The organism is Streptomonospora sp. PA3 (assembly GCF_009728995.1).
Lineage (GTDB): Bacteria > Actinomycetota > Actinomycetes > Streptosporangiales > Streptosporangiaceae > Streptomonospora.
Window position 1 is genome coordinate 250,629 of sequence record NZ_VTZW01000010.1, and the last position, 26,427, is coordinate 277,055.

At 73.5% G+C, this 26,427-nt stretch carries 23 protein-coding genes; 13 read left to right on the plus strand and 10 right to left on the minus strand.

Annotation, left to right across the window (positions count from 1 at the left end; genetic code table 11):
- Positions 1-53 precede the first annotated feature (53 nt).
- The 3 genes from FZ103_RS13290 to FZ103_RS13300 all read left to right on the plus strand — a co-directional run bounded on the left by FZ103_RS13290 (position 54) and on the right by FZ103_RS13300 (position 3,886).
- Positions 54-1,121 (plus strand): serine protease, encoded by a 1,068-nt coding sequence (locus FZ103_RS13290; protein ID WP_156001488.1) that lies wholly within the window; start codon positions 54-56, stop codon positions 1,119-1,121.
- 126 nt (positions 1,122-1,247) lie between these two features.
- Complete coding sequence (gene dacB, locus FZ103_RS13295) at positions 1,248-2,879, plus strand: D-alanyl-D-alanine carboxypeptidase/D-alanyl-D-alanine-endopeptidase (RefSeq protein WP_156001489.1); 1,632 nt, start codon at positions 1,248-1,250, stop codon at positions 2,877-2,879.
- 71 nt (positions 2,880-2,950) lie between these two features.
- A complete protein-coding gene (locus tag FZ103_RS13300) occupies positions 2,951-3,886 on the plus strand; it encodes a 3-methyladenine DNA glycosylase (RefSeq protein WP_156001490.1) in 936 nt (311 codons plus the stop codon).
- A gap of 873 nt (positions 3,887-4,759) precedes the next feature.
- On the opposite strand, the gene FZ103_RS13305 is transcribed toward FZ103_RS13300, so the two are convergent.
- Complete coding sequence (locus FZ103_RS13305) at positions 4,760-6,268, minus strand: serine hydrolase domain-containing protein (RefSeq protein WP_186356246.1); 1,509 nt, start codon at positions 6,266-6,268, stop codon at positions 4,760-4,762.
- Positions 6,269-6,569: 301 nt separating this feature from the next.
- On the opposite strand from FZ103_RS13305, the gene FZ103_RS13310 reads away from it, so the two are divergent.
- The gene (locus tag FZ103_RS13310) at positions 6,570-7,418 is read left to right on the plus strand and encodes a hypothetical protein (protein WP_156001492.1); all 849 of its coding nucleotides are present in this window, start codon (positions 6,570-6,572) and stop codon (positions 7,416-7,418) included.
- A 112-nt stretch (positions 7,419-7,530) separates the two neighbouring features.
- On the opposite strand, the gene FZ103_RS13315 is transcribed toward FZ103_RS13310, so the two are convergent.
- Positions 7,531-8,934, minus strand: a complete 1,404-nt coding sequence (locus FZ103_RS13315) for a GH1 family beta-glucosidase (RefSeq protein ID WP_156001493.1) — start codon at positions 8,932-8,934, stop codon at positions 7,531-7,533.
- Between the two features lie 704 nt (positions 8,935-9,638).
- Here FZ103_RS13315 and FZ103_RS13320 point away from each other — a divergent pair.
- From FZ103_RS13320 to FZ103_RS13335, 4 genes are all read left to right on the plus strand, one after another.
- A complete protein-coding gene (locus FZ103_RS13320) occupies positions 9,639-10,397 on the plus strand; it encodes a hypothetical protein (RefSeq protein ID WP_156001494.1) in 759 nt (252 codons plus the stop codon).
- 299 nt (positions 10,398-10,696) lie between these two features.
- Complete coding sequence (locus tag FZ103_RS13325) at positions 10,697-11,293, plus strand: phospholipase (protein ID WP_343233514.1); 597 nt, start codon at positions 10,697-10,699, stop codon at positions 11,291-11,293.
- Between the two features lie 307 nt (positions 11,294-11,600).
- Entirely contained in the window at positions 11,601-12,401 is an 801-nt protein-coding gene (locus FZ103_RS13330) for a carbon-nitrogen hydrolase family protein (RefSeq protein WP_156001496.1), read from the plus strand.
- 302 nt (positions 12,402-12,703) lie between these two features.
- Positions 12,704-12,865, plus strand: coding sequence for a hypothetical protein (locus FZ103_RS13335; protein WP_343233515.1), 162 nt, complete (start codon positions 12,704-12,706; stop codon positions 12,863-12,865).
- A gap of 378 nt (positions 12,866-13,243) precedes the next feature.
- Here the strand turns inward: FZ103_RS13335 and FZ103_RS13340 are convergent, their stop codons facing one another.
- Positions 13,244-14,782, minus strand: a complete 1,539-nt coding sequence (locus FZ103_RS13340) for a CoA-acylating methylmalonate-semialdehyde dehydrogenase (protein WP_156001497.1) — start codon at positions 14,780-14,782, stop codon at positions 13,244-13,246.
- Between the two features lie 140 nt (positions 14,783-14,922).
- Positions 14,923-16,215: an aspartate aminotransferase family protein gene (locus tag FZ103_RS13345; protein WP_156001498.1), complete on the minus strand. Its 1,293-nt coding sequence runs from the start codon at positions 16,213-16,215 to the stop codon at positions 14,923-14,925.
- Between the two features lie 171 nt (positions 16,216-16,386).
- On the opposite strand from FZ103_RS13345, the gene FZ103_RS13350 reads away from it, so the two are divergent.
- Both FZ103_RS13350 and FZ103_RS13355 read left to right on the plus strand, forming a co-directional pair.
- Positions 16,387-18,006: a PucR family transcriptional regulator ligand-binding domain-containing protein gene (locus tag FZ103_RS13350; RefSeq protein ID WP_186356247.1), complete on the plus strand. Its 1,620-nt coding sequence runs from the start codon at positions 16,387-16,389 to the stop codon at positions 18,004-18,006.
- Between the two features lie 120 nt (positions 18,007-18,126).
- Positions 18,127-18,612, plus strand: a complete 486-nt coding sequence (locus tag FZ103_RS13355) for an Lrp/AsnC family transcriptional regulator (RefSeq protein WP_186356248.1) — start codon at positions 18,127-18,129, stop codon at positions 18,610-18,612.
- Positions 18,613-18,623: 11 nt separating this feature from the next.
- Here the strand turns inward: FZ103_RS13355 and FZ103_RS13360 are convergent, their stop codons facing one another.
- Together FZ103_RS13360 and rlmN are read right to left on the minus strand one after the other, a co-directional pair.
- On the minus strand, positions 18,624-19,100 hold the full coding sequence (locus FZ103_RS13360) for a VTT domain-containing protein (RefSeq protein WP_343233516.1): 477 nt from the start codon (positions 19,098-19,100) through the stop codon (positions 18,624-18,626).
- Positions 19,101-19,135: 35 nt separating this feature from the next.
- Positions 19,136-20,233: a 23S rRNA (adenine(2503)-C(2))-methyltransferase RlmN gene (gene rlmN, locus FZ103_RS13365; protein ID WP_156001499.1), complete on the minus strand. Its 1,098-nt coding sequence runs from the start codon at positions 20,231-20,233 to the stop codon at positions 19,136-19,138.
- Positions 20,234-20,483: 250 nt separating this feature from the next.
- Here rlmN and FZ103_RS13370 point away from each other — a divergent pair, with 250 nt between their 5' ends.
- On the plus strand, positions 20,484-21,569 hold the full coding sequence (locus FZ103_RS13370; protein ID WP_186356249.1) for a suppressor of fused domain protein: 1,086 nt from the start codon (positions 20,484-20,486) through the stop codon (positions 21,567-21,569).
- Between the two features lie 25 nt (positions 21,570-21,594).
- On the opposite strand, the gene FZ103_RS13375 is transcribed toward FZ103_RS13370, so the two are convergent.
- A complete protein-coding gene (locus tag FZ103_RS13375) occupies positions 21,595-21,861 on the minus strand; it encodes a hypothetical protein (RefSeq protein ID WP_156001755.1) in 267 nt (88 codons plus the stop codon).
- Positions 21,862-22,032: 171 nt separating this feature from the next.
- On the opposite strand from FZ103_RS13375, the gene FZ103_RS13380 reads away from it, so the two are divergent.
- On the plus strand, positions 22,033-22,608 hold the full coding sequence (locus FZ103_RS13380; protein ID WP_156001501.1) for a helix-turn-helix domain-containing protein: 576 nt from the start codon (positions 22,033-22,035) through the stop codon (positions 22,606-22,608).
- Positions 22,605-23,855 carry an MFS transporter gene (locus FZ103_RS13385; protein ID WP_186356250.1) on the plus strand — a complete coding sequence of 417 codons (1,251 nt, stop codon included), beginning with the start codon at positions 22,605-22,607 and terminating at the stop codon, positions 23,853-23,855. Before FZ103_RS13380 ends, FZ103_RS13385 begins: the two co-directional genes overlap by 4 nt.
- A 30-nt stretch (positions 23,856-23,885) precedes the next feature.
- Here the strand turns inward: FZ103_RS13385 and FZ103_RS13390 are convergent, their stop codons facing one another.
- The 3 genes from FZ103_RS13390 to pyrH form a co-directional block, all read right to left on the minus strand.
- Positions 23,886-24,716, minus strand: a complete 831-nt coding sequence (locus tag FZ103_RS13390; RefSeq protein WP_156001757.1) for a phosphatidate cytidylyltransferase — start codon at positions 24,714-24,716, stop codon at positions 23,886-23,888.
- A gap of 233 nt (positions 24,717-24,949) precedes the next feature.
- On the minus strand, positions 24,950-25,507 hold the full coding sequence (gene frr, locus FZ103_RS13395; protein ID WP_156001502.1) for a ribosome recycling factor: 558 nt from the start codon (positions 25,505-25,507) through the stop codon (positions 24,950-24,952).
- Between the two features lie 57 nt (positions 25,508-25,564).
- Positions 25,565-26,290: a UMP kinase gene (gene pyrH / locus FZ103_RS13400; protein WP_222936752.1), complete on the minus strand. Its 726-nt coding sequence runs from the start codon at positions 26,288-26,290 to the stop codon at positions 25,565-25,567.
- Between the last annotated feature and the right edge of the window lie 137 nt (positions 26,291-26,427).

The following is a 26,427-nucleotide window of genomic DNA, read 5'->3' on the forward strand; positions in this document are numbered from 1 at the left end:
CCCATTCCCAAAGTAGTCACCCGATTACGCAAAGTGTGGCATGATCCGGAGCCATGCGTTCACCCGTCTCCCACAAGCTCATCGGCACCCTCCTCAGTGCGGTCACCGCACTGACCGGCCTGTCCCCGGCCGAGCCCGCGCACGAGCCCGGCCCCGGCGCAGCACCCGCCGAGGGTGGCGGCCCCGCGGCCGCGGTGTCCTCGGCGCAGGCCGCCGCCCCTTCCGCGCCGCAGGACGAGGGCCGGGCCGCGCCCGCCGGACTCGACGCGCCCGGCGTCGTCCGGCAGGCCGCCGCCGTGGGCGAGGCGGAGCACCGGGAGGTACTGGACTACTGGACGCCGCAGCGCATGGCCGAAGCGGCGCCGCTGGTGCCGGGCCTGGGCGAGCTCGCCGCCGGCCTGCTGCCCGGCTCCGGCGCCGACCCGCAGGCCGCGGCCCCGGGCAGCACCGGCGAGCCCTGGAGCGGCGGCGGGCGCGTGGCACGCACCACCGGAAAGGTCTTCCTCACCCTCGACGGCCGGGACTTCACCTGCTCGGCCGCGGTGGTCTCGGCCGACAACCGCGACACCGTCATCACCGCCGGGCACTGCCTGAAGGACGGCAGCGGGCCGTGGGCGGGCAAGTGGGTCTTCGTCCCCGGCTACGCCGACGGCCAGAGCCCGCACGGGCGCTACACCGCGCGGCAGATGTTCGTGGCCCCGCAGTGGGCCGACGGCGCCGACGACAGCTACGACTTCGGGATGGCGGTACTCAACCGCTCCGGCGGCAAGCACGTGCAGGACCGTGTCGGCGCCCAGACCATCGCCTTCGGCGCCGAGCCCGAGGACCCCACCTACGCCTTCGGCTACCCGGCGACCGGCCGCTTCGAGGGGCGGCGGCTGCACTACTGCTCGGGTGCCACCACCGACGACAGCGGGGGCACCACCGCCAACGGCATGGCCTGCGCCATGACCGAGGGCTCCAGCGGCGGCCCGTGGCTGAACGACTTCGACGAGAAGTCGGGCAAGGGCACCGTGGTCTCGGTGATCAGCTTCAAATACGCCGACGACACCCGCACCCAATACGGCCCCCACCTCGGCCCCGCCGCCCGCAGGATCTACGAGCGCGCCCAGTCGTTCTGACCTCGGCCGCGGCCGCCGTGCCGGCCGCGCATGCGTACACGGGCCCGCCGACCGGCCCCGGCGGGGCCGGGATCGCCCGGTGCGGCGGCTTTCGCGGCGCTTGCGGCTGCTGTAGGTTACGGCGCTATGCCGAACCGTAGCCACCCGGCACCGCCCGCCCCGGCCGGTACGCCGCGTCCGCACCGCGCCGCCTTCCGCGCCGGTTCGGCCGCTCTGGCCACCGCCGCGACCGCCGCCCTGCTGGCCGCCGGGGCCTCGCCCGCGGCCGCCGGGACCGCCGCCGGCGTCGCCGACCTGCGCTCTGACATCGACGCCCTGCTCGCCGACCCCCGGCTCGAAGGGGCCTCCTCGGGCGTCTTCGTGCGCAGCCTCAGCCGCGGCGACGTGCTCTACCGCAGCAACGCCCGCACCGAACTCGTGCCGGCCTCCAACGCCAAGCTGCTCACCTCGGCGGCGGCGATGGAGGTGCTGGGGCCCGACTACCGGTTCACCACCACCGTGTCGGCCGGCGAGGACCCCGGCGACGGCGTCGTCGACGGCGACCTCTACCTCGTCGGCACCGGCGACCCCACGCTCACCGCCGACGCCGTCGACGACCTGGCCGCCGAGGTGGCCTCCTCCGGCGTCAACGAGGTCACCGGCGACCTGCTCGCCGACGACACCTGGTTCGACGACCAGCGCTACTCCCCCGCCTGGGCCCCCGCCGACCGGCCCTACTACTACGCCGCGCAGATCTCGGCGCTCACGCTGGCGGCCAACTCCGACTACGACACCGGCGTGGTCGACGTCGACGCCGCCCCCGGCGCCGCTGCCGGCGACCCCGTCGACGTCACCCTGCACCCGATGACCGCCAACCTCGACCTGGTCAACCGGGGCGCGACAGGCGCCCCCGGCAGCGAATCCACCTTCGGCGTGGACCGCGCACCGGGCACCAACGAGTTCACCGCCCGCGGCACGCTGCCGAGTGGCACCGCCTACTCCACGCTGCGCACCGTCCACGAGCCCACCGACCACGCCGCCCACCTCTTCGCCGCATCCCTGCGCGAGCACGGCGTGAAGGTGTCCGGCGAGGTGGGCCGCGGCACCGCGCCGCCGTGGGCCGACCCCGTCGCCGAGCGCTCCTCGATGGAGCTGGGCGAGCTGCTGGTCCCCTTCATGAAGCTGTCCAACAACGGCCACGCCGAGATCCTGACGAAGGCGATGGGGCGCGAGGCCCTCGGCCGGGGCAGCTGGGACGCCGGCACCGCGGTGGCCACCCTGGCGCTGCACCGGCTCGGTGTCAGCACCCACGACGTGGAGCTGGTCGACGGCTCCGGCCTGGCGCGCGCCGACCGGCTGAGCCCCGCCACGGCCGTCCGGCTGCTTGAGCGCGTCCGCCGCCGGCCCTGGTTCGACACCTGGCAGGAGGCGCTGCCGCTGGCCGGAGCCACCGACCGCATGGTCGGAGGCACGCTGTCGCGGCGCATGCGCGACACCCCGGCCGCGGGCAACGTGCGCGCCAAGACCGGCACCCTCACCGGCGTCAGCGCGCTGTCGGGGTATGTGACCGCCGCCGACGGCGAGCTGCTGGTGTTCTCGATCATCAACAACGGCTACGAGGGCGGCGCACCGCGCGGGATCCAGGATGCGATCGCCGTGCGCCTGGCCGAGTTCACCCGCGCACACCCCGCGCCGGTCGCACAGGCGATGGCCGCCGAGCGCGTCGCGCCGCACGCGCCGGAGGCCGACCTGGAGTGCACCTGGGCGGGCACCTGCTGACGCGGGCGCCGGGGGCCGGTCCCGCGCCGCCGGGGCGGTCCGGGCGGATCGCCGCCCTACCCTGGTAGGCGATGGAGACCGCCGCCCCGACGACGGCCGCCGCCCACCCCGGCGGCCTCGACGTGCTCGACCCCGCCGCCTGGCGCGAGCGCGAGCGGCGCCACCACGAGAGGGTCGACGCACTGCTGGCCGACCACCTCGACCGGCGCCGCCGCGGAGTCGCGCACCCGGTGGAGGACTTCCTGTTCACCTACTACAGCCACCGGCCCGCCCAGCTGCGGCGCTGGCACCCCGGCCCCGGCGTGCTGCTGACCGAAGCCGCGGACGACCCGCCGGCCGGCGACTGGTACCGCCGGGCCGAAGCCGCCGACACCGCCGGGCGCACCGTGCGCGGCACGACGCTGGACCTCACCGCGTTCGCCGCCAAGCGCGGCGCGACGGTGGATTTCGTGCGCGCGCTGCTGAGCGCCGTGCAGCGGCGGCCCGCCCACCTGGGCTGCTTCGGGCTGCACGAGTGGGCCATGGTCTACCGGCTGCCGCCCGAGGAGGTGCGCCACTCCCAGGTGCCGCTGCGGCTGGGCGCCGAAGGCACCGACCGCGTCGTGGAATCGCACCGGATCCGCTGCTCCCACTTCGACGCCTTCCGGTTCTTCACCGACGCCGCACGCCCGCGCAACCGGCTTCAGCCCACCCGCGAGTCCCAGGCCGACCTGGACCAGCCGGGCTGCCTGCACGCGAACATGGACCTGTACAAGTGGGCCTACAAGCTCTCGCCCGGCGTACCCGGCGAGCTGGTGGCCGACTGCTTCGAACTGGCCCGCGACATCCGCGAGCTGGACATGCGCGCCTCCCCCTACGACCTTCGCGACCACGGCTACGAGCCGGTCGAGATCGAGACGCCGGAGGGCAAGGCCGCCTACGTCGAGGCGCAGCGCGTGTTCGCCGAGCGCGCCCGCGGGCTGCGCGAGCGGCTGCTGGAGGTCTGCGACCGGCTCGCCGCGGGCTGAGCCGAGCCCGCGGCGCGGGAGTCCGGCGGGCCGCTCCCGGCGCCGGGAGCGTCGTGGTTAAGAAGCCGGTCACCACAGACGCCGAGCGCACGGCGCACTTTTGCGGCGGAGGCCCGCCACCGGTGGCACGGTCTCGCCTAAGAAGTCCGGCGTGCGCTCGGCGGCCAGGAACACTTGACCGCGAAGCGTCTCCGTTGGGGTGGTGGCGGGCCGGCGGGCGGGCCGCGCTACGCGAACCGCGCCCATTGCCGCAACCCCGATCGTGGCCGCCCCACGTGGTACCCGGTGGGTTCCTCTGCCCTGGCGACCGGAGGAACCCCCCGGGGACCACCCAGGGCGGACACCACAGCGGCTGCGGCAATGGGGCTGAGATGCGCGAAGCGCCGCGCGCCAGCTTGCCGCCGAGCGCACGGAACCCCTTCACACCCGAGCCGCGCCACCAGTGGCACGGTCCCATCTGGCAGGTTCAGCGTGCGCTCGGCGGCAAGCTGCGACCGCGCTACGCGAACCGCGCCCATTGCCGCAACCCCGATCGTGGCCGCCCCACGTGGTACCCGGGGGGTTCCTCTGCCCTGGCGACCGGAGGAACCCCCCGGGGACCACCCAGGGCGGGCACCACAGCGGCTGCGGCAATGGGGCTGAGATGCGCGAAGCGCCGCGCGCCAGCTTGCCGCCGAGCGCACGGAACACCTTCACACCCGAGCCGCGCCACCAGTGGCACGGTCCCATCTGGCAGGTTCAGCGTGCGCTCGGCGGCAAGCTGCGACCGCGCTACGCGAACCGCGCCCATTGCCGCAACCCCGATGGCGGCCGCCCCAGGTGGCACCCGGTGGGTTCTTGGAAAGCCGCACCCCCGCCGTTCTTGAACGCGACCTAGCCGTAAACGGTCAGCAGGGAGTGCGCCGCGGTCGCCGCCAGCGCGCCCGAGGCCGCCAACGACAGGATGAAGCAGGCGACGTGCAGCCACCGCCACCGCCCCGCCTCGGTGGCCAGACGCGGCCAGAACCACACGCCGACCGCGGCCGCCGCGGCGACCGCCCCGACCGCCGCCGCCCACAGCGCCGGCGGCGTGGCGACCCAGTCGCCGACCATCAGCCCGGCCAGCAGCAGCGCGGACGCCCCCGCCGTCATCGACACCACACGCAGCCGGTCCAGCGGGCGCTGCCCCACCAGGGTGCGCCGGCGCAGCATGAGGGCGAGCGGGAGCACCGCGGGCAGCAGCACGAACGGCAGAGTGGTCGCCAGCGCCAGGGCCGTCGAGGGCACGGTCGGCGACTCGGCCATGGGGGGCACATCGGGTGCGCCCAGCAGGCGCGGCCCGATGTAGGATGCGTCGGCGGTGAAGCTGTTGGAGAGCACGATCGCGCCGTGGTCGCCCTGGAAGCCGATGAAGGCACTGGACCCGTAGGTCGCGCCGCTGTGCTGCACCACTTCCACGCCGTCGCCGAAGTCGGTGGTGAGCCAGCCCAGTCCGATGCGGGTCTCCGGCACCGGGCCGTCGCGGGCCGGCTCGATGGCCGCCATCCCCGGCGCGGTGCCGTCCATGACCGCGCGCAGGAACCGCTCGAGATCGGCCGTGGTGGTCCAGGTGCCGATGCCCACCGGCAGGTAGTGCTCGGCCTTCCACGGTTGCACGCGCTTGCCCGGCGTCGCGTGCGGCAGCGCGGCCCCCTCGGGCAGCCCTTCGAGATCGGCGCCGCGCATGACGGTGTCGTCCATGCCCAGCGGGGCGAAGACGCGCTCGCGCACCAGCCGCGGGAACGGGATACCGGTCTCCTCGGCCAGGGCGGCGCCCAGGACCGCGTAGCCGAAGTTGGAGTAGCTCCACTCCGGGCCGCCCCGGGCCGGCACGACCGCGGCCAGCGACTCCTCGATCGGCGGAAGTCCCCGGTAGGGATCGGTGAGGGTGAAGGGGGTGAGCACGCCGGCGGCCATCCCCGCGGGGGGAATGCGCGGCAGGCCCGAGCGGTGGGTCGCCAGCTCCTCCAGGGTGATCGCGGCCGTCCTCGGCGAGGCGAACTCGATGTGGCCGAAGACCTCGCCCAGCGTGCGGTCCAGGGAGGTCTCGCCATCGGCCGCGAGGTCGGCCAGGGTCATCGCGGTGAAGACCTTGAACACCGATCCCGTCTCGAACGGCGTCTGCGCGGTCATCGCGGAGCCGCCGCCGGTCGTGCCGCCCACCAGGCGCCGCGTCTGCTCTCCGTCGATCTCCAGGACCGAGAGCCCCTGCACGCGGTTCTCGCGCCCTTCGATGCTCGCCGCCACCGAGTCCTGGACCCCGGGATCGCCCTCGAAGCCGGGGCCGCCGGCAGGCGGGGGCGGCGTGCCCGGCATGACCGTATAGGCGGCCACCGCCGCCGCGGCACCGATCGCTGCGGCCACCGCCCACACGCGGCCCGGCGCGCGCGGAGGCAGTGGGCGCCGGGGGCGTCGCCGGGGCGTGTCGGACGGAGACCGGGGGTGCGCCGCGGGCGGGGCCGCGGAGGGATCGCTGTGCATGCCCCCAGACTCGCCGAGCCCCGCACGCGCGCTGTAGTCGGCGATGTCAGGGATCGGCCATGACAGGTGTCATGCTCCGGGGCGGCCCCGGCTCGCCCGCGAGCGGGCCGTCCGCGACAATGGCCGGGCCCCGGCCCGCTCCGCGGCGGGAACCGAAGCGACCACCACGACCGTCGGAAGCGCTATGACACCCCCTTCTCCCGAGCCCCCGGCTTCGCCGCAGTCCGTCCCGTTCCGGCCGCAGCAGGGCCGCGGTATCGCGGTGGCCGTCATGTCGGCGGTCTCCCTGCTGGGCGTCGGCGTCGTCGTCCTGGTCGTGATCATGGCCCAGGGCCTGTCCGTGCCGAGCCTGCCGGACATGCCCGCCGCCGGCGGCGGTGGGGACGACGGAGACGGCGGCGCATCCGCGAGCCCCGAGCCCTCGCCGGTGGCCATCAGCACACCGACCGCCGACGCCTCCGAGGCGCTGGTCCCCGCCATCACCGCGGGCTGGAAGGGCGTCGCCGTCGAGGAGCACGGCGTCGCCTACGACGTTCCCGAGACCTGGTTCGCGGAGCCGCCGAGCGTGGTGACCGGGTTCACCGGCGACGGCGACTCCGACGGGGTCATGATGGGCGGCAGCGCCGTCTACGGCGCCCGGCAGGGCCCCTGCTACAGCTACCCGCCCGACCCCGGCCGCAGCGGGATCGCGACGGTGGAGGGGGCGGCAGACACCGCGCAGACCGCTCTGGGGACCGCGAAGAAGTGGGCCCGGCTGGGCTACAGCAACGAGAACGGCGCGGCCGAGCTGTCCGCCGGCCCGGTCGTCGCCTTCGCCGCCAACGGCCTGACCGGCCACCAGGTCACCGTCAAGGTCCAGGCGCCCGAGTACGACTGCTACCCCAGGCAGGCGGTGGTACGGGTGGTGTCGTTCCTCTCGCCCGCGGGCGGCGCCGTCTACAACTTCATCGCCTTCGCCGACGTCAGCGGACCGCTGGCGCCCGACAGCGGCGTCCTCGACACGATGGCGGCCTCCCTCCGCCCGATGTACTAGGCCGCATCGCGGGCCGCCCCGCCGGGGCGGCACCGGCCCCGCGCGGCGGCGCTGCCATCGCCGTCCGCGGGGCCGGTGGACCGTGTGCGGCGCGGGGCGCCGCGGCGCGTGCTCAGCCGCGCTTGGCGGCGTGCTCCCGGATGAGCGCGCGGTACCAGTGGTAGCTGTCCTTGGGTGTGCGCTCCAGGGTGTCGTAGTCGACCCGGACGATGCCGAAGCGGCGGTCGTAGCCGAAGGCCCATTCGAAGTTGTCCATCAGCGACCACACGAAGTAGCCGCGCACGTCCACGCCCGCCTCGATCGCCGCGGCGACCGCCAGGAGGTGCTCGCGGATGTAGTCGATCCGGTCGCTGTCGTGGACCCGGGCGCCGGTGCGGTCCTCGTCCGCCTCCGCCGAGCCGTTCTCCGTGATGAGGATGGGAGGCAGGTTCGGGTAGCGGCGGTGGACGTCGACCAGCAGGTCGGTGAAGGACTCGGGCACCACGGGCCAGCCCATCTGCGTGTGCCGGACACCGTCGAAGGGCACGTCGGCCACGCGGATGTCGGCCGCGGTGCGCCGTGCCGGGTCCGGCTCGTCGTGGGGCGCGTCCTTGAGCTTGCCCGGCCGGTAGTAGTTGATGCCGAGGAAGTCCAGGGGCCGGCCGATGATCTCCAGGTCGCCCTCGCGGCGGTAGGAGCCGTCCGCGAGCTCGCCCCAGGTCTCCTGCTCGTTGTGCGGATAGCGGCCGCCCAGCAGCGGGTCCAGCCAGACCCGGTTGTGCATCGTCTCGGCGCGGTCCACGGCCGCGTGGTCCTCGGCGGAGTCGGTGGCCGGGATCAGCCGGTCCAGGTTCAGCGTGATGCCGACCTCGGCGCTGCGGCCGTGCTCGACCGCCGAGGCCCGCAGCTCGTGCGTAGCCAGGCCGTGGGCCAGCAGCAGGTGGTGCGCGGTGGCCAGCGCGGGGGTGCCCTCGCGGGTGCCGGGGGCGTGGCGGCCGATGGCGTGGCCGATGAACGCCGAGCAGAACGGCTCGTTGAGCGTGATCCACCTGGTCACCCGGTCGCCGAGGCGGTCGGCGGCGATGCGGGCGTACTCCGCGAAAGCCTCCGCGGTGCCGCGGACGCGCCAGCCGCCCTCGTCCTCCAGCGCCTGGGGCAGGTCCCAGTGGTAGAGGGTCGCGACGGGCTCGATGCCCGCGCCCAGCAGCTCGTCGACCAGGCGATCGTAGAAGGCCAGCCCCTCGGCGTTGGCGGGCCCCCTGCCGGCGGGCAGGATCCGCGGCCAGGCGATGGAGAAGCGGTAGGCGTCGACGCCCAGCTCCTCGAGCAGCGCGACGTCCTCGCGGTAGCGGTGGTAGTGGTCGCAGGCGATGTCACCGGTTTCGCCGCGGTCGACGGCTCCGGGCGTGTGGCTGTAGGTGTCCCAGATGGAGGGGCCGCGGCCACCCTCGTCGACGGCCCCCTCGATCTGGTAGGAGGCCGTGGCGGCGCCGAACAGGAAATCGGGGGGCAGTTCGGGGAGTCCGTTCGCAGTCATGGTCGTGTGTCCTCAGTCGTCGTCTGCCCGCCGCGCGGTCGGCGCGGCGGGCGCGGATCGGGGCGTGCTGTCGCCGCAGCGGGGACGCCGCCGGTGGGCGGGTCCGGAACGCATTGGGAGCGCTCCCAAACAGCCAGGAGAGCCGGGATTCCGGCCGTGGACTCCCGCCCCGCCCTTGCGGTCCCGCACGAGCGGCACGGCCGCCGCGGGGTCGGGCGCGGACCAGGAGGGAGCCGGGAGGGACGCCGGATGCCGCGACCGCGCACACCGGCACTGCTCGCACTTGCGGCCACGCCCACCCTTCTCGGCTCCTGTGATCGAAAGGCCCAGCAGCGGCCGCCCGGGGGCGGCCCCGAGCTACTGAACCGATTCACCTTCCCCTGGGATGTTAGGAACGCCCCCGCTGCAGGGTCAATGCCTGATCATGGGATGTGCTGCGAGAACCGCGGCACGGGGGGCGACGGCGGCGCCGCGCCGCCCGCCCCGCGGCGCGGCGGTGCGGCACCCGAAGCGGGGCATGGCGGGGCCGTGACAACGGCACGCGGAAAGACAGCAGCGGTGCGGCGGTCCCGGTGATCACCGGGGCGGTCCTCCGGCACGGCCCCGCTTTGCCAAGATCACCGGCGGCGGTTATCGTTCCCCTTCGGCGGTCATCACCCCGGCTGATGCTCGGGCCGGCGAACACGGAACGGGAACGGCACCCCATGGACTCGGATGCTACGCAGATCCTGCACAGGACCGCGGAATTCCCCGAATTCGGCGACTCCGTTCCGGAATGGGAGGCCGCGGCCCGCTCCCGCCTCACCGGCGCCGTCGAGCGTTTCACCGGCCCCCTCACCGAACTGCTGGACCGCGACGCCAACGAGGGCGACACCCGGTTTTTGGTGACCGATTTCCTGAGTGAGGGTCTGGGGTTCGACAAGTACGGCGAACTCACCACGGAATACCGGACCAAGGGCGAATCCGTCGATTACGGAATCCGGCTGGACGGCGACCTCTTCGCCTTCATCGAGGTCAAGCCGTGCGCCACCGAACTCGACGCCCGCAACCTGCGCCAGGCGAAGCTGCACGCCGGCGCCGAGGGCGTCGCATGGGTCGTGCTGACCAACGGCCGGGTGTGGCAGGTGCACCACGTCGGCGGCGGCGAGGGCGACGACGGCACGGGAATCGTCGTCGACGTCGACCTGCTCGCCGACACCCCTCTGACGACGCGCGTCGACGCCCTCGTCCCGCTCTCGCGCGACGCCGTGGCCCGCGGCCGCCTGGAGGAGCTGCGCGCCTGGCGCGCCGCCATGGAGCCCGAGCCGCTGGCCGAGGTCCTGTGCAGCGACCCCGTCGCGTCGGCGATCCGCGCCGAGGTGCGCCGCCGCACCGGCCACGTCGGCCACCTGGGCGACCTGGACGAGATCGTCCGCGCCCTGACCGAAGGCGTCATCGGCCGCCGCGTCCAGCCGGCGGACTGATCCGCGGGCGGGCTCCGCACGCGGCCCGCCGGGATCGGACGCTCGCCGCCGGAGGCGGGCGACGCCCTCGGCGATCCCGTGCTCCCGTATTCCGGTTCCGTCGAATTCCGGGTTTTCGCCGCACCTGACCGGGGCGGCCACATCAGGTATCCGGACGGTTACACAACCATCACTTCCCATTCGCCGCGTCTCCCTTTCGCGGTGCGTGCACAGTCGCATATCAATCTGTAGTCGCCTCGTCCGCACCACCCGAAAGGGAATCCCCCATGCGTCATCCCGCTCGACGTATCGGACAATCCGTGATCGCCGTTTCGGCCGCCGGCATGCTCGCCCTCACCGGATCCGGGATCGCCAGTGCCGCCGACCTGCCACCCGACGAACTCCGGCGCGTCACCGACGAATACCTCTTCGGAATCTCCCTGAACAGCTTCATCGGCATTCGCGGCCAAGCCCCCTACAGCGACCAGCTCGACTGGAGCAGCGACTCCTGCAGCTGGTCGCCCGATCAGCCGATCGGCTACGACTTCGACCCCGGCTGCAAGCGGCACGACTTCGGCTACCGCAACTACAAGCTGCAGAACCGCTTCACCGAGTCCAACAGACTGGCCATCGACCGGAACTTCCGCGACGACCTGTACTCCATCTGCGACGGCGACTGGCTGTGCCGGGGCACCGCCGACATCTACTACTCGGCCGTCCGCCAGTTCGGCGCCCTGAGCGCCGACACCGCCGAGGCGCTGCGCGCCGCCGACGTCGAGGAGCAGACCCGCGAGCTGATCGCCGTCCACGAGGAACTGGAGGACGCCGACACCGAGGCCGAGGCCGAGCGCCTCCTCACCGCGTTCGAGAGCGAGAACGACGTCAGGATCCGCCAGGAGTACCCCGTCGGAGGCTGACCCCCGCCGACCGGCGAACGGCCGGCCCATACGCCTCTGCGGCGTCCCTGCGCGGGCGCCGGTGTCCGCCGGCGCCCGCGCGCACGGGCTCCTGGCCCCGTGCCCCCGCCTGCCCACCCGCACCCGCCTGCGCCCGTGCGCGGACCGGTCGTGCCCCGCCGCGGCCCCGGATGGGTCGGCGGCCCGCGCTTCGGGGACAATCAGGTCATCCCCGTATCCGGCGGGCGGGTCCGCACCGCGCGGCGCGGACTCCCGGCCCGCGGCCTGCGAACCGCCGGGGGTGCCGAGTCAGAGGTAGGGAGTCCCCATGGTCGACGTCGCAGTCGCGCAGTTCGCCCCCGGCGAGGACAAGCTGGAGAACCTGGCGACGGCGGGCCGCCTGGTCGCCGAGGCCGCCGAGCGCGGTGCCGGCGTCGTGCTGCTGCCCGAGTACGCGATGTTCACCGCCCCCCGCACCGACCGGCGGTTCGTCGACGCGGCCGAGCCCCTGGACGGCGCGTTCGTCAGCGGACTCGCCCGCCTGGCGGCCGAGTCGGGGGCGGTCGTCGTCGCGGGCGTCAACGAGGAGGTGCCCGGCGCGGATCGCTTCCGCAACACGCTGGTGGCCGTGGAACCGGGCGGCCGGATCACGGCCCTCTACCGCAAGCTGCACCTCTACGACGCCTTCGGTGTGACCGAGTCGGAGGTGGTGGAGCCCGGGCCGATCGAGGAGCCGCAGACGTTCACCCTCGGCGGAGTGACCTTCGGCCTGCAGACGTGCTACGACCTGCGCTTCCCCGAGGTGACCCGGCGCATCGCCGACGCGGGGGCGCACGTGCTGCTGCTGGCGGCCGAATGGGTCCCCGGGCCGCTGAAGGAGGACCACTGGGACACGCTGGTGCGCGCCCGCGCGATCGAGAACACCCTCTACGTCGCGGCGGCCGGCCAGAACGCCCCGACAGGAGCCGGCAACAGCATGATCGTCGATCCCATGGGCACCCGTATCGTAGCGCTCGGTGAGCAGGACGGGGTTGCGGTCGCACCTATTTCCGCGGACCGCGTGGCACAAGTCCGGTCGACCAACCCGGCGCTGCGGCTCCGCAGGTTCACCGTGACCGCCGCACCCTGACCTTCAGGTGTCCGAAAACTCCTTTCTCCTCCCCGATCGCACTGCTGCGCATTCACCCGATCATCACAGATGGTGATCGATGTTCGTCTCTCCGTAACAAAAATCGGCCTGGGCTATTCCGGTTGCAGACCGCTTCTGATTCAATAAGACGCGATCACGGCAAGCCCGCCAGACTGTCCTAAACCACGGGGGGAGCAGGGACGTTGAGCGGTCTGAGCATTATGTGCGATTCAGACATCGAAAATACGGACACAACCGACATTCACCTCTTTGACGCGGGGGCACTCACGTTCGCGCAGGTGATGGGAGACGCCTGCGCCGTATGCCACGCGCGGTGGCCGCGGCCCCGCCGCCGCCTCGGAGCGTCCTCCGAGGGCGGCCCGCTGTTCGGGTGCGAGGAGTGCGCCGGCTTCGCCGCCGACTACGCCTCCAGCACCCTCCACCACGCCTTGGCCGCCCACTGACCTCGGCGGGACGCCCGCCGGCCGGAGTCCGCCGGCACCGCCGCCACTCAGGGTCACCTGCCTCCCGCACGGCCGGTTCGAGGCCGGCGTGAGGCGCGGCGGCGCGGACTCCGGCAGGGTCAGGGGTCGCCCCGCCGGTTCCGGCGAATGGCGCGCTCCGGGGCCGGGGAACCGCCCCCGGAGCGCCGCCACCGGCGCGCTCGGCTCCGGGGGGAGGAGGGGAATGAGCGCGCGTCCGGAAGCCGTCCGCATCGCCTGCCGCGGCGCCGGATCGGGCACCGCGGCGGCTACCCCTCCACCATACTGGCTGCGACGGACTCGAAACCCCGTGTAGGCGGAATATTCTCAGCGGAATCGCCGGCCGCGGCCCGTGCGCGCTCATCCGCTCGTGGGAAACCCCAGATTCACCCCGCTGCGCCCGGCCGCCGCGGTCGCGGCGGAGGGGCCGCCCGCAGCCGCGCGCCAGCGGGCCGTCACCGCCTTGGTGCGGGTGTAGAAGTGCACGCCTTCGGTGCCGTGCATGTGCGAGTCGCCGAACAGCGAGTCCTTCCACCCGCCGAAGGAGTAGTAGGCCATCGGCACCGGGATGGGCACATTGATCCCGACCATGCCTACCTCCACCTCGTTCTGGAAGCGGCGCGCGGCGGCGCCGTCCCCGGTGAACACGGCGGTGCCGTTGCCGTAAGGGTTGGCGTTGATCAGCTCCAGCCCGGCGTCCAGGTCGGGCACCCGCAGCATGCTCAGCACGGGACCGAAGATCTCGTCGGTGTAGCAGCTCATCTGCGGGGTGACGTGGTCCAGCAGCGACGGCCCCAGCCAGAAGCCGTCGGCGCCCCCGCCCAGCACCGGGTGGGTCCGCCCGTCGATGGCCAGCGTCGCGCCTTCGCGCACGCCCGACTCCAGATAGCCGGCGACCCGGTCGCGGTGCTCTCTGGTGACCAGCGGCCCCATCTCGCTGCGCTCGTCGTCGCCCGGGCCCACTCGCAGGCGCGCCACGCGCTCCCTGATGCGCTCCAGCAGCTCGTCGGCGATCGGCTCGGTGGCCACCACCGCCGAGATGGCCATGCACCGCTCGCCGGCCGAACCGAAGCCCGCGGAGACGGCGGCGTCGGCCGCGGCGTCGAGGTCGGCGTCGGGCAGCACGAGCATGTGGTTCTTCGCACCGCCCAGCGCCTGCACGCGCTTGCCGCGGGCGGCGGCGGTGGCGTAGATGGAGCGGGCCACGGGTGTGGAGCCCACGAAGCTGACCGCCTTGACGTCGCGGTGCTCCAGCAGGGCGTCCACGGCGGCGCGGTCGCCGTGGACGACGTTGAACACCCCGTCGGGAAGCCCGGCCTGGGCCCACAGCTCCGCGAGGCGCACCGCGGCCGAAGGGTCCTTCTCGCTGGGCTTGAGCACCACGGTGTTGCCGCAGGCGATCGCGACGGGGAACATCCACATCGGCACCATCGCCGGGAAGTTGAACGGGGTGATCGCGGCGACGACCCCGAGCGGCTGGGGAATCGAGTAGGCGTCCACCCGCGAGGACACGTTCTCCGAGAAGGCGCCCTTGAGCAGGTGCGGGATGCCGCAGGCGAACTCGACGACCTCCAGGCCGCGCGCCACCTCCCCGGCGGCGTCGGAGACGACCTTGCCGTGCTCGGCGCTGATGATGCGGGCCAGTTCGCCGCTGCCGGCGGCCACCAGTTCGCGGAAGCGGAAGAGCACCGAGGCGCGTCCGGACAGCGAGGTGTCGCGCCATGCCGGGAAGGCGGCGCGGGCGGCCGCGACCGCGGCGTCGACCTCGGCGGGGCCGGCCAGGTCGACGGTCCCGGCCACGGCGCCGGTGGCGGGGTCGGCGATGTCGGCGCGGCGCTGGTCGGCGCCGGCGGCGTCGAAGGGCTTGCCGCCGATCCAGTGGGTGACGTGCTTGCTCATGACGGAGTCCTCTGTCGGGGCGGGCGGGAACGGGGGGAAGACGCGGCGGGCGCGGGCAGGGGCGGCCGCCGCGGGGCGCGCCGGTGCGGCGGCCGCGCGGCGGGACGGGCCACAAGGCCCCGTCGTCGGCCGGGCCGGGGTCAGCGCGCCTGGGCGTCGACCTCGGTGACGGCCTCGACGAGGATGTCGCGGGCCTCGCGGACGTCGGACTCCTCGACGGTCAGCGGCGGGGCCGCGCGCAGCACGTTGCCGCGCAGCCCGCCCTTGCCGATCAGCAGCCCGCGGCGGCGGGCGGCCTCCAGCACCGCCGATGCCAGGTCGGGCGCGGGGGCCCCGCTGCCGGGGTCGACCATGTCCACCGAGAACATCAGGCCCTTGCCGCGCACCGCGCCCACGGCGGGCAGCTGGGCCAGCGGCCGCAGCCCGTCGAGCACGATGGGCCCCAGGCGCGCGGCGTTGGCCTGCAGGTCGTGGTCGAGGACGTAGTCGAGCGTGGCGTTGGCGGCGGCCATGGCCACGGGGTTGCCCCCGAAGGTGGAGACGCCGTTGGCGGTAAGCCCGTCCATCAGATCGCCGCGCGCCACGACGCCGCCGACGGCGAACCCGTTGCCCAGGCCCTTGGCGAAGGTCATGGCGTCAGGGGTGACGCCGTGCTCGCTGATGCCCCAGAAGCCGGTGCCGGTGCGCCCCCAGCCGGTCTGCACCTCGTCGGAGATGAAGAGCACGCCCTCCTCGTCGAGGACCTCCTTGTAGGCGGCGAAGAGTCCCGGCGGCGGCATGGTGAAGCCGCCGACGCCCTGGACCGGCTCGGCGATCAGGCAGGCGACGTCCGGGGCGGCCGCGGTGGCCAGCACGTCGCGCAGGTCGGCCACGCAGGCGTCGATGTAGTCGGCGTCGGACATGCCGCGGAAGGCGGGGGCGTCGCGGTCGGTGCCGTGCAGGTAGTGCACGTTGAGCGGGGACAGCGCGGAGTTCTTCCACCCGCGGTTGCCGGTGACGGCGACGGTGCCGTAGGAGCGGCCGTGGTAGCTGTTGCGCATGGCCAGCACCTGATCGCTGCCGCGCGCGCAGGTGGCCAGGAGCAGCGCGGTCTCGTTGGCCTCGGTCCCGGAGTTGGCGAAGAAGACCTTGGCGTCGGGGATGCCGGAGAGCCGGGCGATCTTCTCGGCGAGCTCGACCTGGCCGCGCAGGAGGTAGAGGGTGGAGGTGTGCACGACGCCGGTGGCCAGCTGGCGCTCCACCGCCTCGCGGACCTCGGCCACGTCGTAGCCGAGCATGTTGGTGAGGATGCCGGCGAAGAAGTCGAGGTAGGTGTTGCCGTCGGCGTCGGTGAGGCGGACCCCTTTGCCGCCGGCGATCTCGATCGGTTCGTCGTAGTAGAGGGCGAGCCACGAGGGCATGACAGCGCGGTGGCGAGCGAGCAGTTCCGACATGAGTTCAGTCTCACTCCGCGCGCGGCCGGGTGGCCAGCGGCATGGTGTCGGTTTCACAGGCCGCTGATTGACAAGGTGTCATCATCGGTGTTCCGCCGGAGCCGGGGCGGCCGACGGGCGGTTCCGGCCGTTTCCCCGGGCCGGCGGCGGGCCCGGCCCTAGACTGGGGGCGTGCTGCCCACCCTCGCCGACGTGCTCGAACTGCCGGCCGTGCAACGCGCACGCCCGCGGGTCGTGGTCGGCGCCGACCGGCTCGACGTGGCCGTGCGCTGGGTGCACATCGCCGAGGTCACCGATCTGGCGCACCTGCTGCGCGGCGGGGAGCTGGTGCTCACCACCGGCATCGCGATGCCCGACGACCCGGAGTCCCTGCAAGCCTATATCGACGGCCTCGCCTCGGCGGGGGTGGCCGGCATCGCGGTCGAACTGGGCCGCAAGTATCGGACGCAGCTGCCCGAGGAACTGCTGCGCCCGGCCCGCGACGCCGGCATCTGCGTGGTGGCCCTGGAGCGCGAGGCCCGGTTCGTGGAGATCACCGAGGCCGTGCACATCCGCGTCGTCAACCGGCAGCTGGAGGAGCTGCGCGAGTCCGAGCGGCTGCACGAGGTCTTCACCGAGCTCTCGGTCGAGGGCGCGCACCCCGCCCGCGTACTGCGGGAGATCGCCGAGCTCTCCGGGTGTCCGGTGGTGCTGGAGAACCTGGCGCACCAGGTGCTCGTGTGCGACCTCAACGGCGAGGACCCCGGGCGGCTGCTGGCCTCCTGGGAGAGCCGCTCGCGCGGCGTGCGCGTCAGCGGGCGCACCGCCCACGACGCCCCCACGGGGTGGCTGGTCACCATGGTGGGCGCCCGCGGCCAGGACTGGGGGCGGCTGATCCTCATCACCGGCGCCGCGCCCACCCCGCGCCAGACCATGCTGATCGAGCGGGCGGCCACCACGCTGGCGCTGGGGCGGCTGCTGGAGCGCCACCAGGAGAGCCTGGAGCGGCAGACCCACCGCACCATCATCGCCGGGATCATCGACCGCGCCTACTCCGACCCCGAGGAGGCGCTGGTGCGCGCCCGCGCGGTGGGCGTCCCGCTGTCCGGCCGCCGCCTGGTGGGGCTGGTGCTGCGGCTGCGGGAGCCGGGCACCGGCCTAGCCGCTCAGGCGCGGCTGTCCGACACCGCCGAAGGGGTGGCGCGCACCTGCCGGGCGCTGCGGCTGACGGCGCTGGTGGGCTCGATCGACGACATGCGCGTGGGCGTGCTGCTGGCCGTTCCGGACTCCGGCGGTCTGGAGTCCCATCTGCACCGGCTGGCCGAGGGCATCCGCGAGCGGGTCGGCGCGGAGGCGGTACTGGCGGTGGGCTCCACGGCCGAGGGAGTCCGCGACGTGCGGAGGTCGTTCCTGGAGGCGCGGCAGGTCGGCGACGTCGCGCTGCACCAGCAGGGCGACGACGGCGGCCGCGCGTTCTACCGCCTGCCCGACCTGCATCTGCGGGGGCTGCTGCACCTGTTCCGCGACGACGAGCGGCTGCAGACCTATGTCGAGCGGGAACTGGGGCCGCTGCTGGACTACGACGCCCGCCACGGCAGCGACCTGACCGAGATGCTGCGCCAGTACCTCTCCTCAGGCCGCAACAAGGCACTGGCCGCGGCCAACGCCCACCTGTCGCGTCCGGCGTTCTACGAGCGGCTGCGCCGCATCTCCCACGTGCTCCAGGTCGATCTCGACTCCGTCGAGACCTGCCTCTCGCTGCATGTGGCGCTACTGTCGTTGGACTCGGTCCGGGGCAGACTCTCCTCCTGAGGCGTCCCGCCGTCGACATCCCCCTGGAGTATCTTGATTCAGTTGGATTGAAGCCCCATCACCACCGATTCACGAGATAAGTGGCGCGCGAACAATCATTAATGCCAATCGGAGGACTCTGTGACCGACCACGGTGATACGGCGCCGGCCGCCCGGAAGAGCGCCCACCTCGACGCGACGGCCAAGCGCATCATCGAGCAGCTGCAGCAGGACGGACGGCGCTCCTACGCCGCCATCGGCAAGGCCGTGGGCCTCTCGGAAGCGGCCGTGCGCCAGCGCGTCCAGCGCCTGCTGGAGGCCGGGGTCGTGCAGGTCGTGGGCGTGACCGACCCGATGATGCTCGGATTCAGCCGCCAGGCCATGATCGCGGTGCGCTCCAACGGCGACCTGACCGCGGTGGCCGACCAGATCTCCGAGCTGGAGGGCGTCGACTACGTGGTGGTCACCGCCGGCTCCTTCGACATCCTCGTGGAGGTGGTGGCGGCCGACGACGAGCAGCTGCTCGCGCTGCTCAGCGCCATCCGCGCCGTGCCCACCGTCACCGGCACCGAGACCTTCCTGTACCTGCGCCTGCACAAGCAGACCTACGCCTGGGGCACCCGCTGAGGGCGCGCGGCCTAAAGCAGCCCCAGCGCAAGCCCCGGCGCATAGACCAGGACCGCGAACCGGGCCGTGCGGGTCACGAACGTCACCGCGGTGAAGGCCGCCAGCGGCATCCGCAGCGTGCCCGCGAGCACGGCCACCACCATGAACGGCGGGATGCTGGTCAGCGAGCTGACACCCACCAGGCCGGCGGTCCACAGCGGCCGGCCCTCGGCCTTGGCGCGCCAGCGCTCCGCGCGCTCCTTCCAGCGCGACGGGGCCTCCGACCGCCGCTTGAGCCAGGGGATGTTCAGCGCGCCGCGGCCGATGTAGAAGTACAGGATCTTCCCCGCCGTCTGGCCGATTCCGGCCGCCACCGCCATGGCGAACAGCACCCCGCCCCTGAGCGTCCCCATGCCCACCAGGTACAGCTCCACGTTGAGCACCGGAACCAGCGCCGAGGCCGCGCCGAACAGGAAGGCGAGCGCGGTCTGGGTGAGGGATTCGGTCACGGCCTCAGCTCCGGTTCTCGCCGGCCGGGGCCGGGCTAGCGCTCGGCGGCGGCGAGCTGGCCGCAGGCACCGTCGATCTCCTGCCCGCGGGTGTCGCGGATGGTGACCGGAACCCCGTGCGCCTCAAGGCGGCGCACGAACTCGCGTTCGTCCTCCGGCCGCGAGGCGGTCCACTTGGAACCCGGGGTGGGGTTCAGCGGGATCAGATTGACGTGCGCCAGGCGCCCCTTGAGCAGCCGGCCCAGCAGATCGGCCCGCCAGGCCTGGTCGTTGATGTCGCGGATCAGGGCGTACTCCACCGAGACCCGGCGGCCGGTGGTGCCGGCGTAGCGCCAGGCGGCGTCGAGCACCTCGGCCACCTTCCAGCGGTTGTTCACCGGAACCAGCTCGTCGCGCAGCTCGTCGTCGGGGGCGTGCAGCGAGATGGCCAGCCGGACCTGCATGCGCTCGGCGATCAGCTTGTCGATCGCCGGCACCAGCCCCACCGTCGAGACGGTGACACCGCGCTGGGACATGCCCAGCCCGCCGGGCACGGGGTCGGTCATGCGGCGCACGGAGTCGAGCACGCGCCGGTAGTTGGCCAGCGGCTCGCCCATGCCCATGAACACGATGTTGCTGATGCGCCCGGGGCCGCCGGCGACCTCGCCGCGGGCGAGGTCGCGCGCGACCGAGACGACCTGGTCCACGATCTCGCCGGTGGAGAGGTTGCGGGTGAGCCCGTTCTGCCCGGTCGCGCAGAAGGGGCAGTTCATGCCGCAGCCGGCCTGGGAGGAGACGCACAGCGTGATCCGGTCGGGGTAGCGCATCAGCACCGACTCGAACAGCACGCCGTCGAACGCGCGCCACAGCGTCTTGCGGGTCATCCCGTTATCGCAGGTGACATGGCGCACCGGAGTGAGCAGGGGTGGCAGCAGCGCCTCGCCGAGCCTCTCGCGCACCGCGGCCGGCAGGTCGGTCATCGCTGCGGTGTCCGACTCCAGCCGGCCGAAGTAGTGCTGGGCGATCTGCTTGGCACGGAACGGCTTCTCGCCGAGTTCGGCGACGGCGCCGCTGCGCTCGTCGGGGGCGAGGTCGGCGAGATGGCGGGGCGGCGCGGCCCTGCGGGGCGCGGCGAAGGTGAGCTCGGCAGGCATCGGTGTCCAAGGCGGATCGGAAGGAGGCGGCGGCCGGAGACGGAACCGGCCAGGCGCGGTACTTTAGGGGCCTATACGGCCATTGGCGGCGGAAGCCGTGGTACCGCCGGGCGCCGCCCGGTCGGGCACTACGGTTCATACTATGCGGCGTCCGCGCGGCGCCGTCCGGTGGCGCCCGGTCCCGTGCCCCCGCGGACCTCCCGGGCCCTCCCGCCGCAGCCGCAGCGACGAGAGCCGACAAGGAGGGCAGGTGGCCAAGGCGCGCGTCCTCCTCGACCAGTTCAGCCCCTACCGCAGCCGCCGCGTCATCGTCGAGTACGACTCCCGCACCACGGCCGCCTACCTCCTGGACGCCCGAGGCTCCATCCGCGTGCCCGTGTGGCTGGCCAACCACGAGATGGCTCCGGAGTCCAGCGCCCCGGAGGGCCTGTACCGCGGTCAGGCGCCCCTGATGCCGGCCGCCCAGACCAAGCATCCGCAGGGGCGCGCGCCCTTCGACGAGTCCGCGCTGCGCGCGGTGTGGTTCGAGGAGGGCGACGGCGTGGCGCTCCTCGACGACGACGGCCTGCTGGCGATCATCCCGGGGTGGGCCGAGGCCGACAGCGGTCTGCCCGGCTACGCGCGCGAGGCCATCGGGCGCACCCCCTATGCCTGGGCGCTGGATCCGGTGGCCGAGCAGCTGTGGCCGCGGGTGGTGCACGCCGAGGCCTACTGGGACTGGCGGGCCGCGCCCAACGCCTGGCGCAGCGTGCAGCGCACCGTGTTCAACCACCTCACCCGCACCGTCGGGCCCGCCGGGCACTACTGGGACGTCTCCGACGGCCACGCCCCGCTGATCCGCGTCTCCGAGCGGCCGCCCTCCGGCGACCGGCCCTACACCGTGCTGAGCACGGTGGGCATGTGCGGGCAGCGGATGCCCACGCTGGACCGCTACATGGCCGACACCTCGGCCTATGCCCGCATCGAGCTGGCGCTGGCCACCACCACCCGGGCCCACGTGGCGGCGCGCATCTTCCGCTGGATCGGCGCCTTCCCCTGGCGGGCGGTCACCTGGTTCGGCGCCGGGCACAGCGTCAAGTGGCTGGACAACCCGGAGGACACGGCCATGCGCGGCAACAGCGCGGCGGTGCTGCTGGTGGCCGACCCCGGGCCGCTGAGCGGGCCGTCGGGGCAGCTTCCGCCCGACACCTCCGGGCTGACGTTCCACGGCGATCCCGTCACGTGGCTGTGGATCGTCCCGATCACGCGCCCCGAGCACCTCTTCGCCAAGGAACACGACTCGGCGACCCTGCTCGACAAGCTCGCCGCCGAGGGGCGCAGCTGGATCCTGGGCTGACGGACGCCGCGGCACCGGCGCGGCGTCAGGGCCAGCGCTGCGCTACGACGTCGTCGACGAGGTCGGAGACGGCGTTGTAGGTGTGGGTCCGGTTGAAGTCCGCGGCGCCCGCGCCCAGCGCGAACGGCGCCACGTCGGCGTCGGTCAGGGCCACCTCGTAGCCGTGCGCGGTGGTGATGCGGTGGACGCGGCCTTGCGGCGTCTCCTCGGTGCTGTGGTAGTCGATGATCTTCAACCCGGCCAGATCCATCAGGATCCTGCCCAGCGTGTCCCGCAGCGGCCAGGACTCCATGGGCTCTCCTCCCGTCCTTCTGGCACCAGCGTGCCAGGACCGCCGCTCCGGCGTCGGCGACTTCCGCGCATCCGGCGGCCGCCGACCGCCCCGCGGCGACCTCTCGGCCCTCCCTGCCAACCCTCAAATATTCCTTTGACGGTTGGCCGGCGGCGGCGTAGCGTTCCCGCCATGCCTGCCCACTCCCACTCCCCGGACCTGACCGGGCTGCGGCTGCTCGCCCACCCGCTGCGGCTGCGGCTGCTCTCGCTGCTCACCGCCCAGGCGCTGAGCGCGGCCGAGGCCGCGCGCGAGCTCGGCGAGACCCAGGCCAACGTCAGCTACCACCTGCGGCGGCTGCACGAGGGCGGACTGGTGCGGGTCGCCGAGGAGGTGCGGATCTCGGGCGGTCTCGCGCGGCGCTACCGGCACGATCCGGCCGACGGCCCGGCGGCGCTGGCGGCGGGACCGGCCGGCGCCGGCCACCCCGAGGCCGTCACCGCCCTTGCCGCGGAGCTGCAGCGGCGCGCCGCGCAGGGGCTCGGCCAGGGCCCCGACCACCTCACGGACGCGGAGGTGTGGGTCGACCGCGAGGAATGGGACCGATTGGTCCGAACCGTCTCCGACGCCGCCGACCGGCTGCACACCGCCGCCCGTCCTCCGCATACCCCCGGCACGATCCCCACCAGCACCACCCTCGTCATGTTCGCGCTCGCCTCCGACGAGCCCGAAGACGGCGACCGCGAAGCCCCCGGCGGGGACCGGTGAGCGCGACCGAGGATCCGGCCGGGCTCACGCGCCCGCCGCGGGGCGGCGAGGGCGTGCGCGCACCGCTGCGCTACCGCGACTTCCGCGGACTGGCCGCCGGGCGGTCCCTGATGTACTTCGGCAACGCGCTGGCCACGGTCGCACTGGCCTTCGCCGTCCTCGACCTCACCGGCTCGCCGGTGGACCTGGGACTGGTGCTGGGTGCGCGGTCGCTGGCCCTGGTGGTCTTCGCGCTGATGGGCGGAGTCCTGGCCGACCGGCTGCCGCGCACGGTGATCCTGCAGGGCGCCTGCGCCGTGGCGGCGGCCTCGCAGGCGGCCATCGCCGCCGGCGTGCTGACCGGATTCGCCTCGGTCCCGTTCCTGGCCGCGCTGAGCCTGGTCAACGGCGCGGTGGCGGCCGTGGGCCTGCCCGCCGCCGTCTCCCTGACGCCCCAGACGGTCCCCGCGCACCTGCTGCGCCAGGCCAACGCGGTGGCGCGGATGGGCATCATGCTCGGCATGGCCGTCGGGATGTCGGCGGGCGGCGGCGCGGTGGGCCTGGCGGGGCCGGGGTGGTCGCTGGCGGGCAACGCGGCGGTCTTCGCCGCCGCCGGTGCGGCGTTCCACTTCGTGCGGGTCGCTGCGCCGGCGCCCAGCGGGTCCGGCCGCCCGCTGCGCGACCTCGCCGAGGGGTGGAGCGAGTTCACCGCCCGGCCGTGGGTGTGGGTCGTGGTGCTGCAGTTCATGATCGTCAACGCGGTCTGGGCGGGCGGGGTGAAGGTGCTAGGCCCCGCCGTCGCCGACGAGACGATCGGGCGCGGGCTGTGGGGCGTGGTCCTCTCCGCGGAGACGGCGGGCGCCGTGGTGGGCGGGCTGCTGGCGGCCCGCTGGCAGCCGCGCCGCGCGCTGCTGTTCGGGGTGTCGCTCACCGCGCTGGACGCGCTGCCGCTGCTGACCCTGGGCTATGCGCCCGCGGTGCCGTTCCTGCTGCCGGCGATGTTCCTCACCGGGGTCGCCCTGGAGCAGTTCGGCGTGGCCTGGGAGGTTTCGGTCCAGCAGAACATCCCGGCCGACAAGCTCGCGCGGGTCTACTCCTACGACGCGCTGGGCTCCTTCGTCGCCCTGCCGCTCGGCGAGGCCGCGGCCGGTCCGCTGGCGGCGCTGGCGGGCCTGCGCCCGACGCTGGCGGGCGGCGCCGTGCTCATCGTGCTGGCGTGCCTGGCCGCCGTCAGCGTGCCCGGCGTGCGCAGGCTGACCCGCGCCTGAGGGCGCGGGCGGCGGGCCCGGCGGGCGGAGTCAGGGCACCAGCAGCGTCAGCACGACCCAGGCCACCGGCCCGGCGATCAGCAGCGAGTCGACCCGGTCGAGTAGGCCGCCGTGGCCGGGCATGAACCGGCCCATGTCCTTGACCCCGAGGTCGCGTTTGACGAGGGACTCGATCAGGTCGCCGACGGTGGCCGCCACCACCACGGCCACGCCCAGCACCGCGCCCGCCCACACCGCGCCGTCGAGCATGAGCGACACGGTCAGGGCCCCCGCGAGCATGCACGCCAGGACCGAGCCCGCGAAGCCCTCCCAGGTCTTGTTCGGGCTGATCACCGGCGCCATCTTGTGCCGGCCCATGAGGATCCCGGCGAAGTAGCCGCCGATGTCGCTGCTGATGGTGACGATGATGAACGCGATCAGCCGCTCCTGCCCGTCGCCGGGTGTGGCGATCAGCAGCTGCCAGGTGCCCAGCAGGAACGGGACGTAGACGAGAACGAGCAGGTTCGCGCCGGCGTCGCGGACATAGCCGTCGGCTCCGTCGCGCAGCCGCCACGACAGCGCCGCGATGGCCGTCAGCGCCGCGGCCCCCACGAGCCACTGGGCGCCGCCGAAGTAGGCGCAGACCTGCATGGCCACGCCGCCCAGCGCCAGCGGCCACAGCGCGAGCCGCCCGCCGCGGGCGCCCAGGCCCCGGTTCAGCTCGCGCAGGCAGATCAGCGTCGCCGCGGAGGTGATGGCGACGAACCCGGCCGAGAAGGGGTAGATGGACAGGAGGACGAGCGCGCCCAGCGCCACCCCGCTGGCGATGGCCACCGGCAGGTTGCGCCCGGTGCGCACGGGTTCGCCGTCGGGCTTGTGCAGCGTGAAGCGCTGCCGCGCGCCCTCGCCGCCGTCCCCGGGGGGCTCGCCGCCCGGCGCCGCCCCGTTGGGCGAGGCGCCGTCGAGCGGCACACCGCGGCCGGTGTGCGGATCCGTGTCCGAGGCGCCCCCGGCGGCCCCGGCGTCCTCGGACGCGCCGGGCTCGACGGGCGGCGGTTGGGTCCTCCCGCGATCGTCGTCCTGCTCGGATCCGGGCTCTATGAACGTCACAGGAGCTAGACCTCGAGCAGTTCGGATTCCTTGTGCTTCAGCAGCTCGTCGACCTCGGCGACGTACTTGTGCGTGGTCTCCTCCAGCTCCTCCTGCGCGCGGTGGCCCTCGTCCTCGCCGATGTCGCCGGCCTTGACGGCCTTGTCGATGGAGTCCTTGGCATGGCGCCGGATGTTGCGGATGGACACGCGGGCGTCCTCGGCCTTGCTGCGCGCGAGCTTGATGTAGTCCTTGCGGCGCTCCTCGGACAGCTCGGGGAACACCACGCGGATGATGTTGCCGTCGTTGGCCGGGTTGACGCCCAGGTCACTGTCGCGGATGGCCTTCTCGACCGCCTGCATCGACGTCTTGTCGAACGGGGAGACGACCACCATGCGCGGTTCGGGAACCGAGAACGACGCGAGCTGGTTGATCGGAGTCTGGGTGCCGTAGTACTCGGCCGTGATCTTGTTGAAGGTCGCCGGTCCGGGGCGGCCGGTGCGGATCGCGGCGAAGTCCTCCTTGGCGACCACGACGGCCTTCTCCATCTTCTCCTCGGCTTCGAGGAGGGTCTCTTCGATCATTGGGGCTCCCGTGTGTCGCTTCAGTCCATCTGTCGGCTGTCGGAGGTCGGCGCCGTGTCAGTGGTCGGACCGGCACACGATGGTGCCGATCTTCTCGCCGCGCACCGCGCGGACGATGTTGCCCTCGGCCATCAGGTCGAAGACCACGATGGGCAGGCCGTTGTCCATGCACAGGCTCACCGCGGTGGCGTCCATGAATTTCAGGCCGGTGGTCAGCACCTCGTTGTAGTCCAGGCGGTCGAACTTGACCGCGTTGGGGTTGCGCTGCGGGTCGGAGTCGTAGACCCCGTCGACCTGGGTGCCCTTGAGCACGGCCTGCGCACCGATCTCCAGGGCGCGCTGGGCGGCCGTGGTGTCGGTGGAGAAGAACGGGGCGCCCAGGCCGGCGCCGAAGATGACGACGCGGCCCTTCTCCAGGTGGCGGACGGCCCGGCGCGGGATGTAGGCCTCGGCGACCTGGCTCATGTGGATGGCGGTCTGCACGCGGGTTTCGACCCCCTGGCGCTCCAGGAAGTCCTGCAGCGCGAGGCAGTTGATGACCGTGCCCAGCATCCCCATGTAGTCGGCCCGGCCGCGTTCCATGCCGCGCTGGGACAGCGCTGCGCCGCGGAACATGTTGCCGCCGCCGACGACCACGGCGACCTCGATCCCCTCGGCCACGGCGGCGGCGATCGACTCGGCGAGGTACTCGACCACCGCGGCGTCGATCCCGAGGTCCTCACCGCCGGCGAACGCCTCGCCGGACAGCTTCAAAACGACACGCTTCCAGCCAGAGTCGTGCATGGCTGGGGCCTCCGCGGCGGTATGGCCTTCGGTCTCCGACACGGCGCTCGGCCTCCTTCTGGTTCCCCCGAGTGGTTTTGCGGTGCGGGGCGGCCGAACTCCGCCGGGCCGAACCCCGCCTGATCCACCGAAGGTGC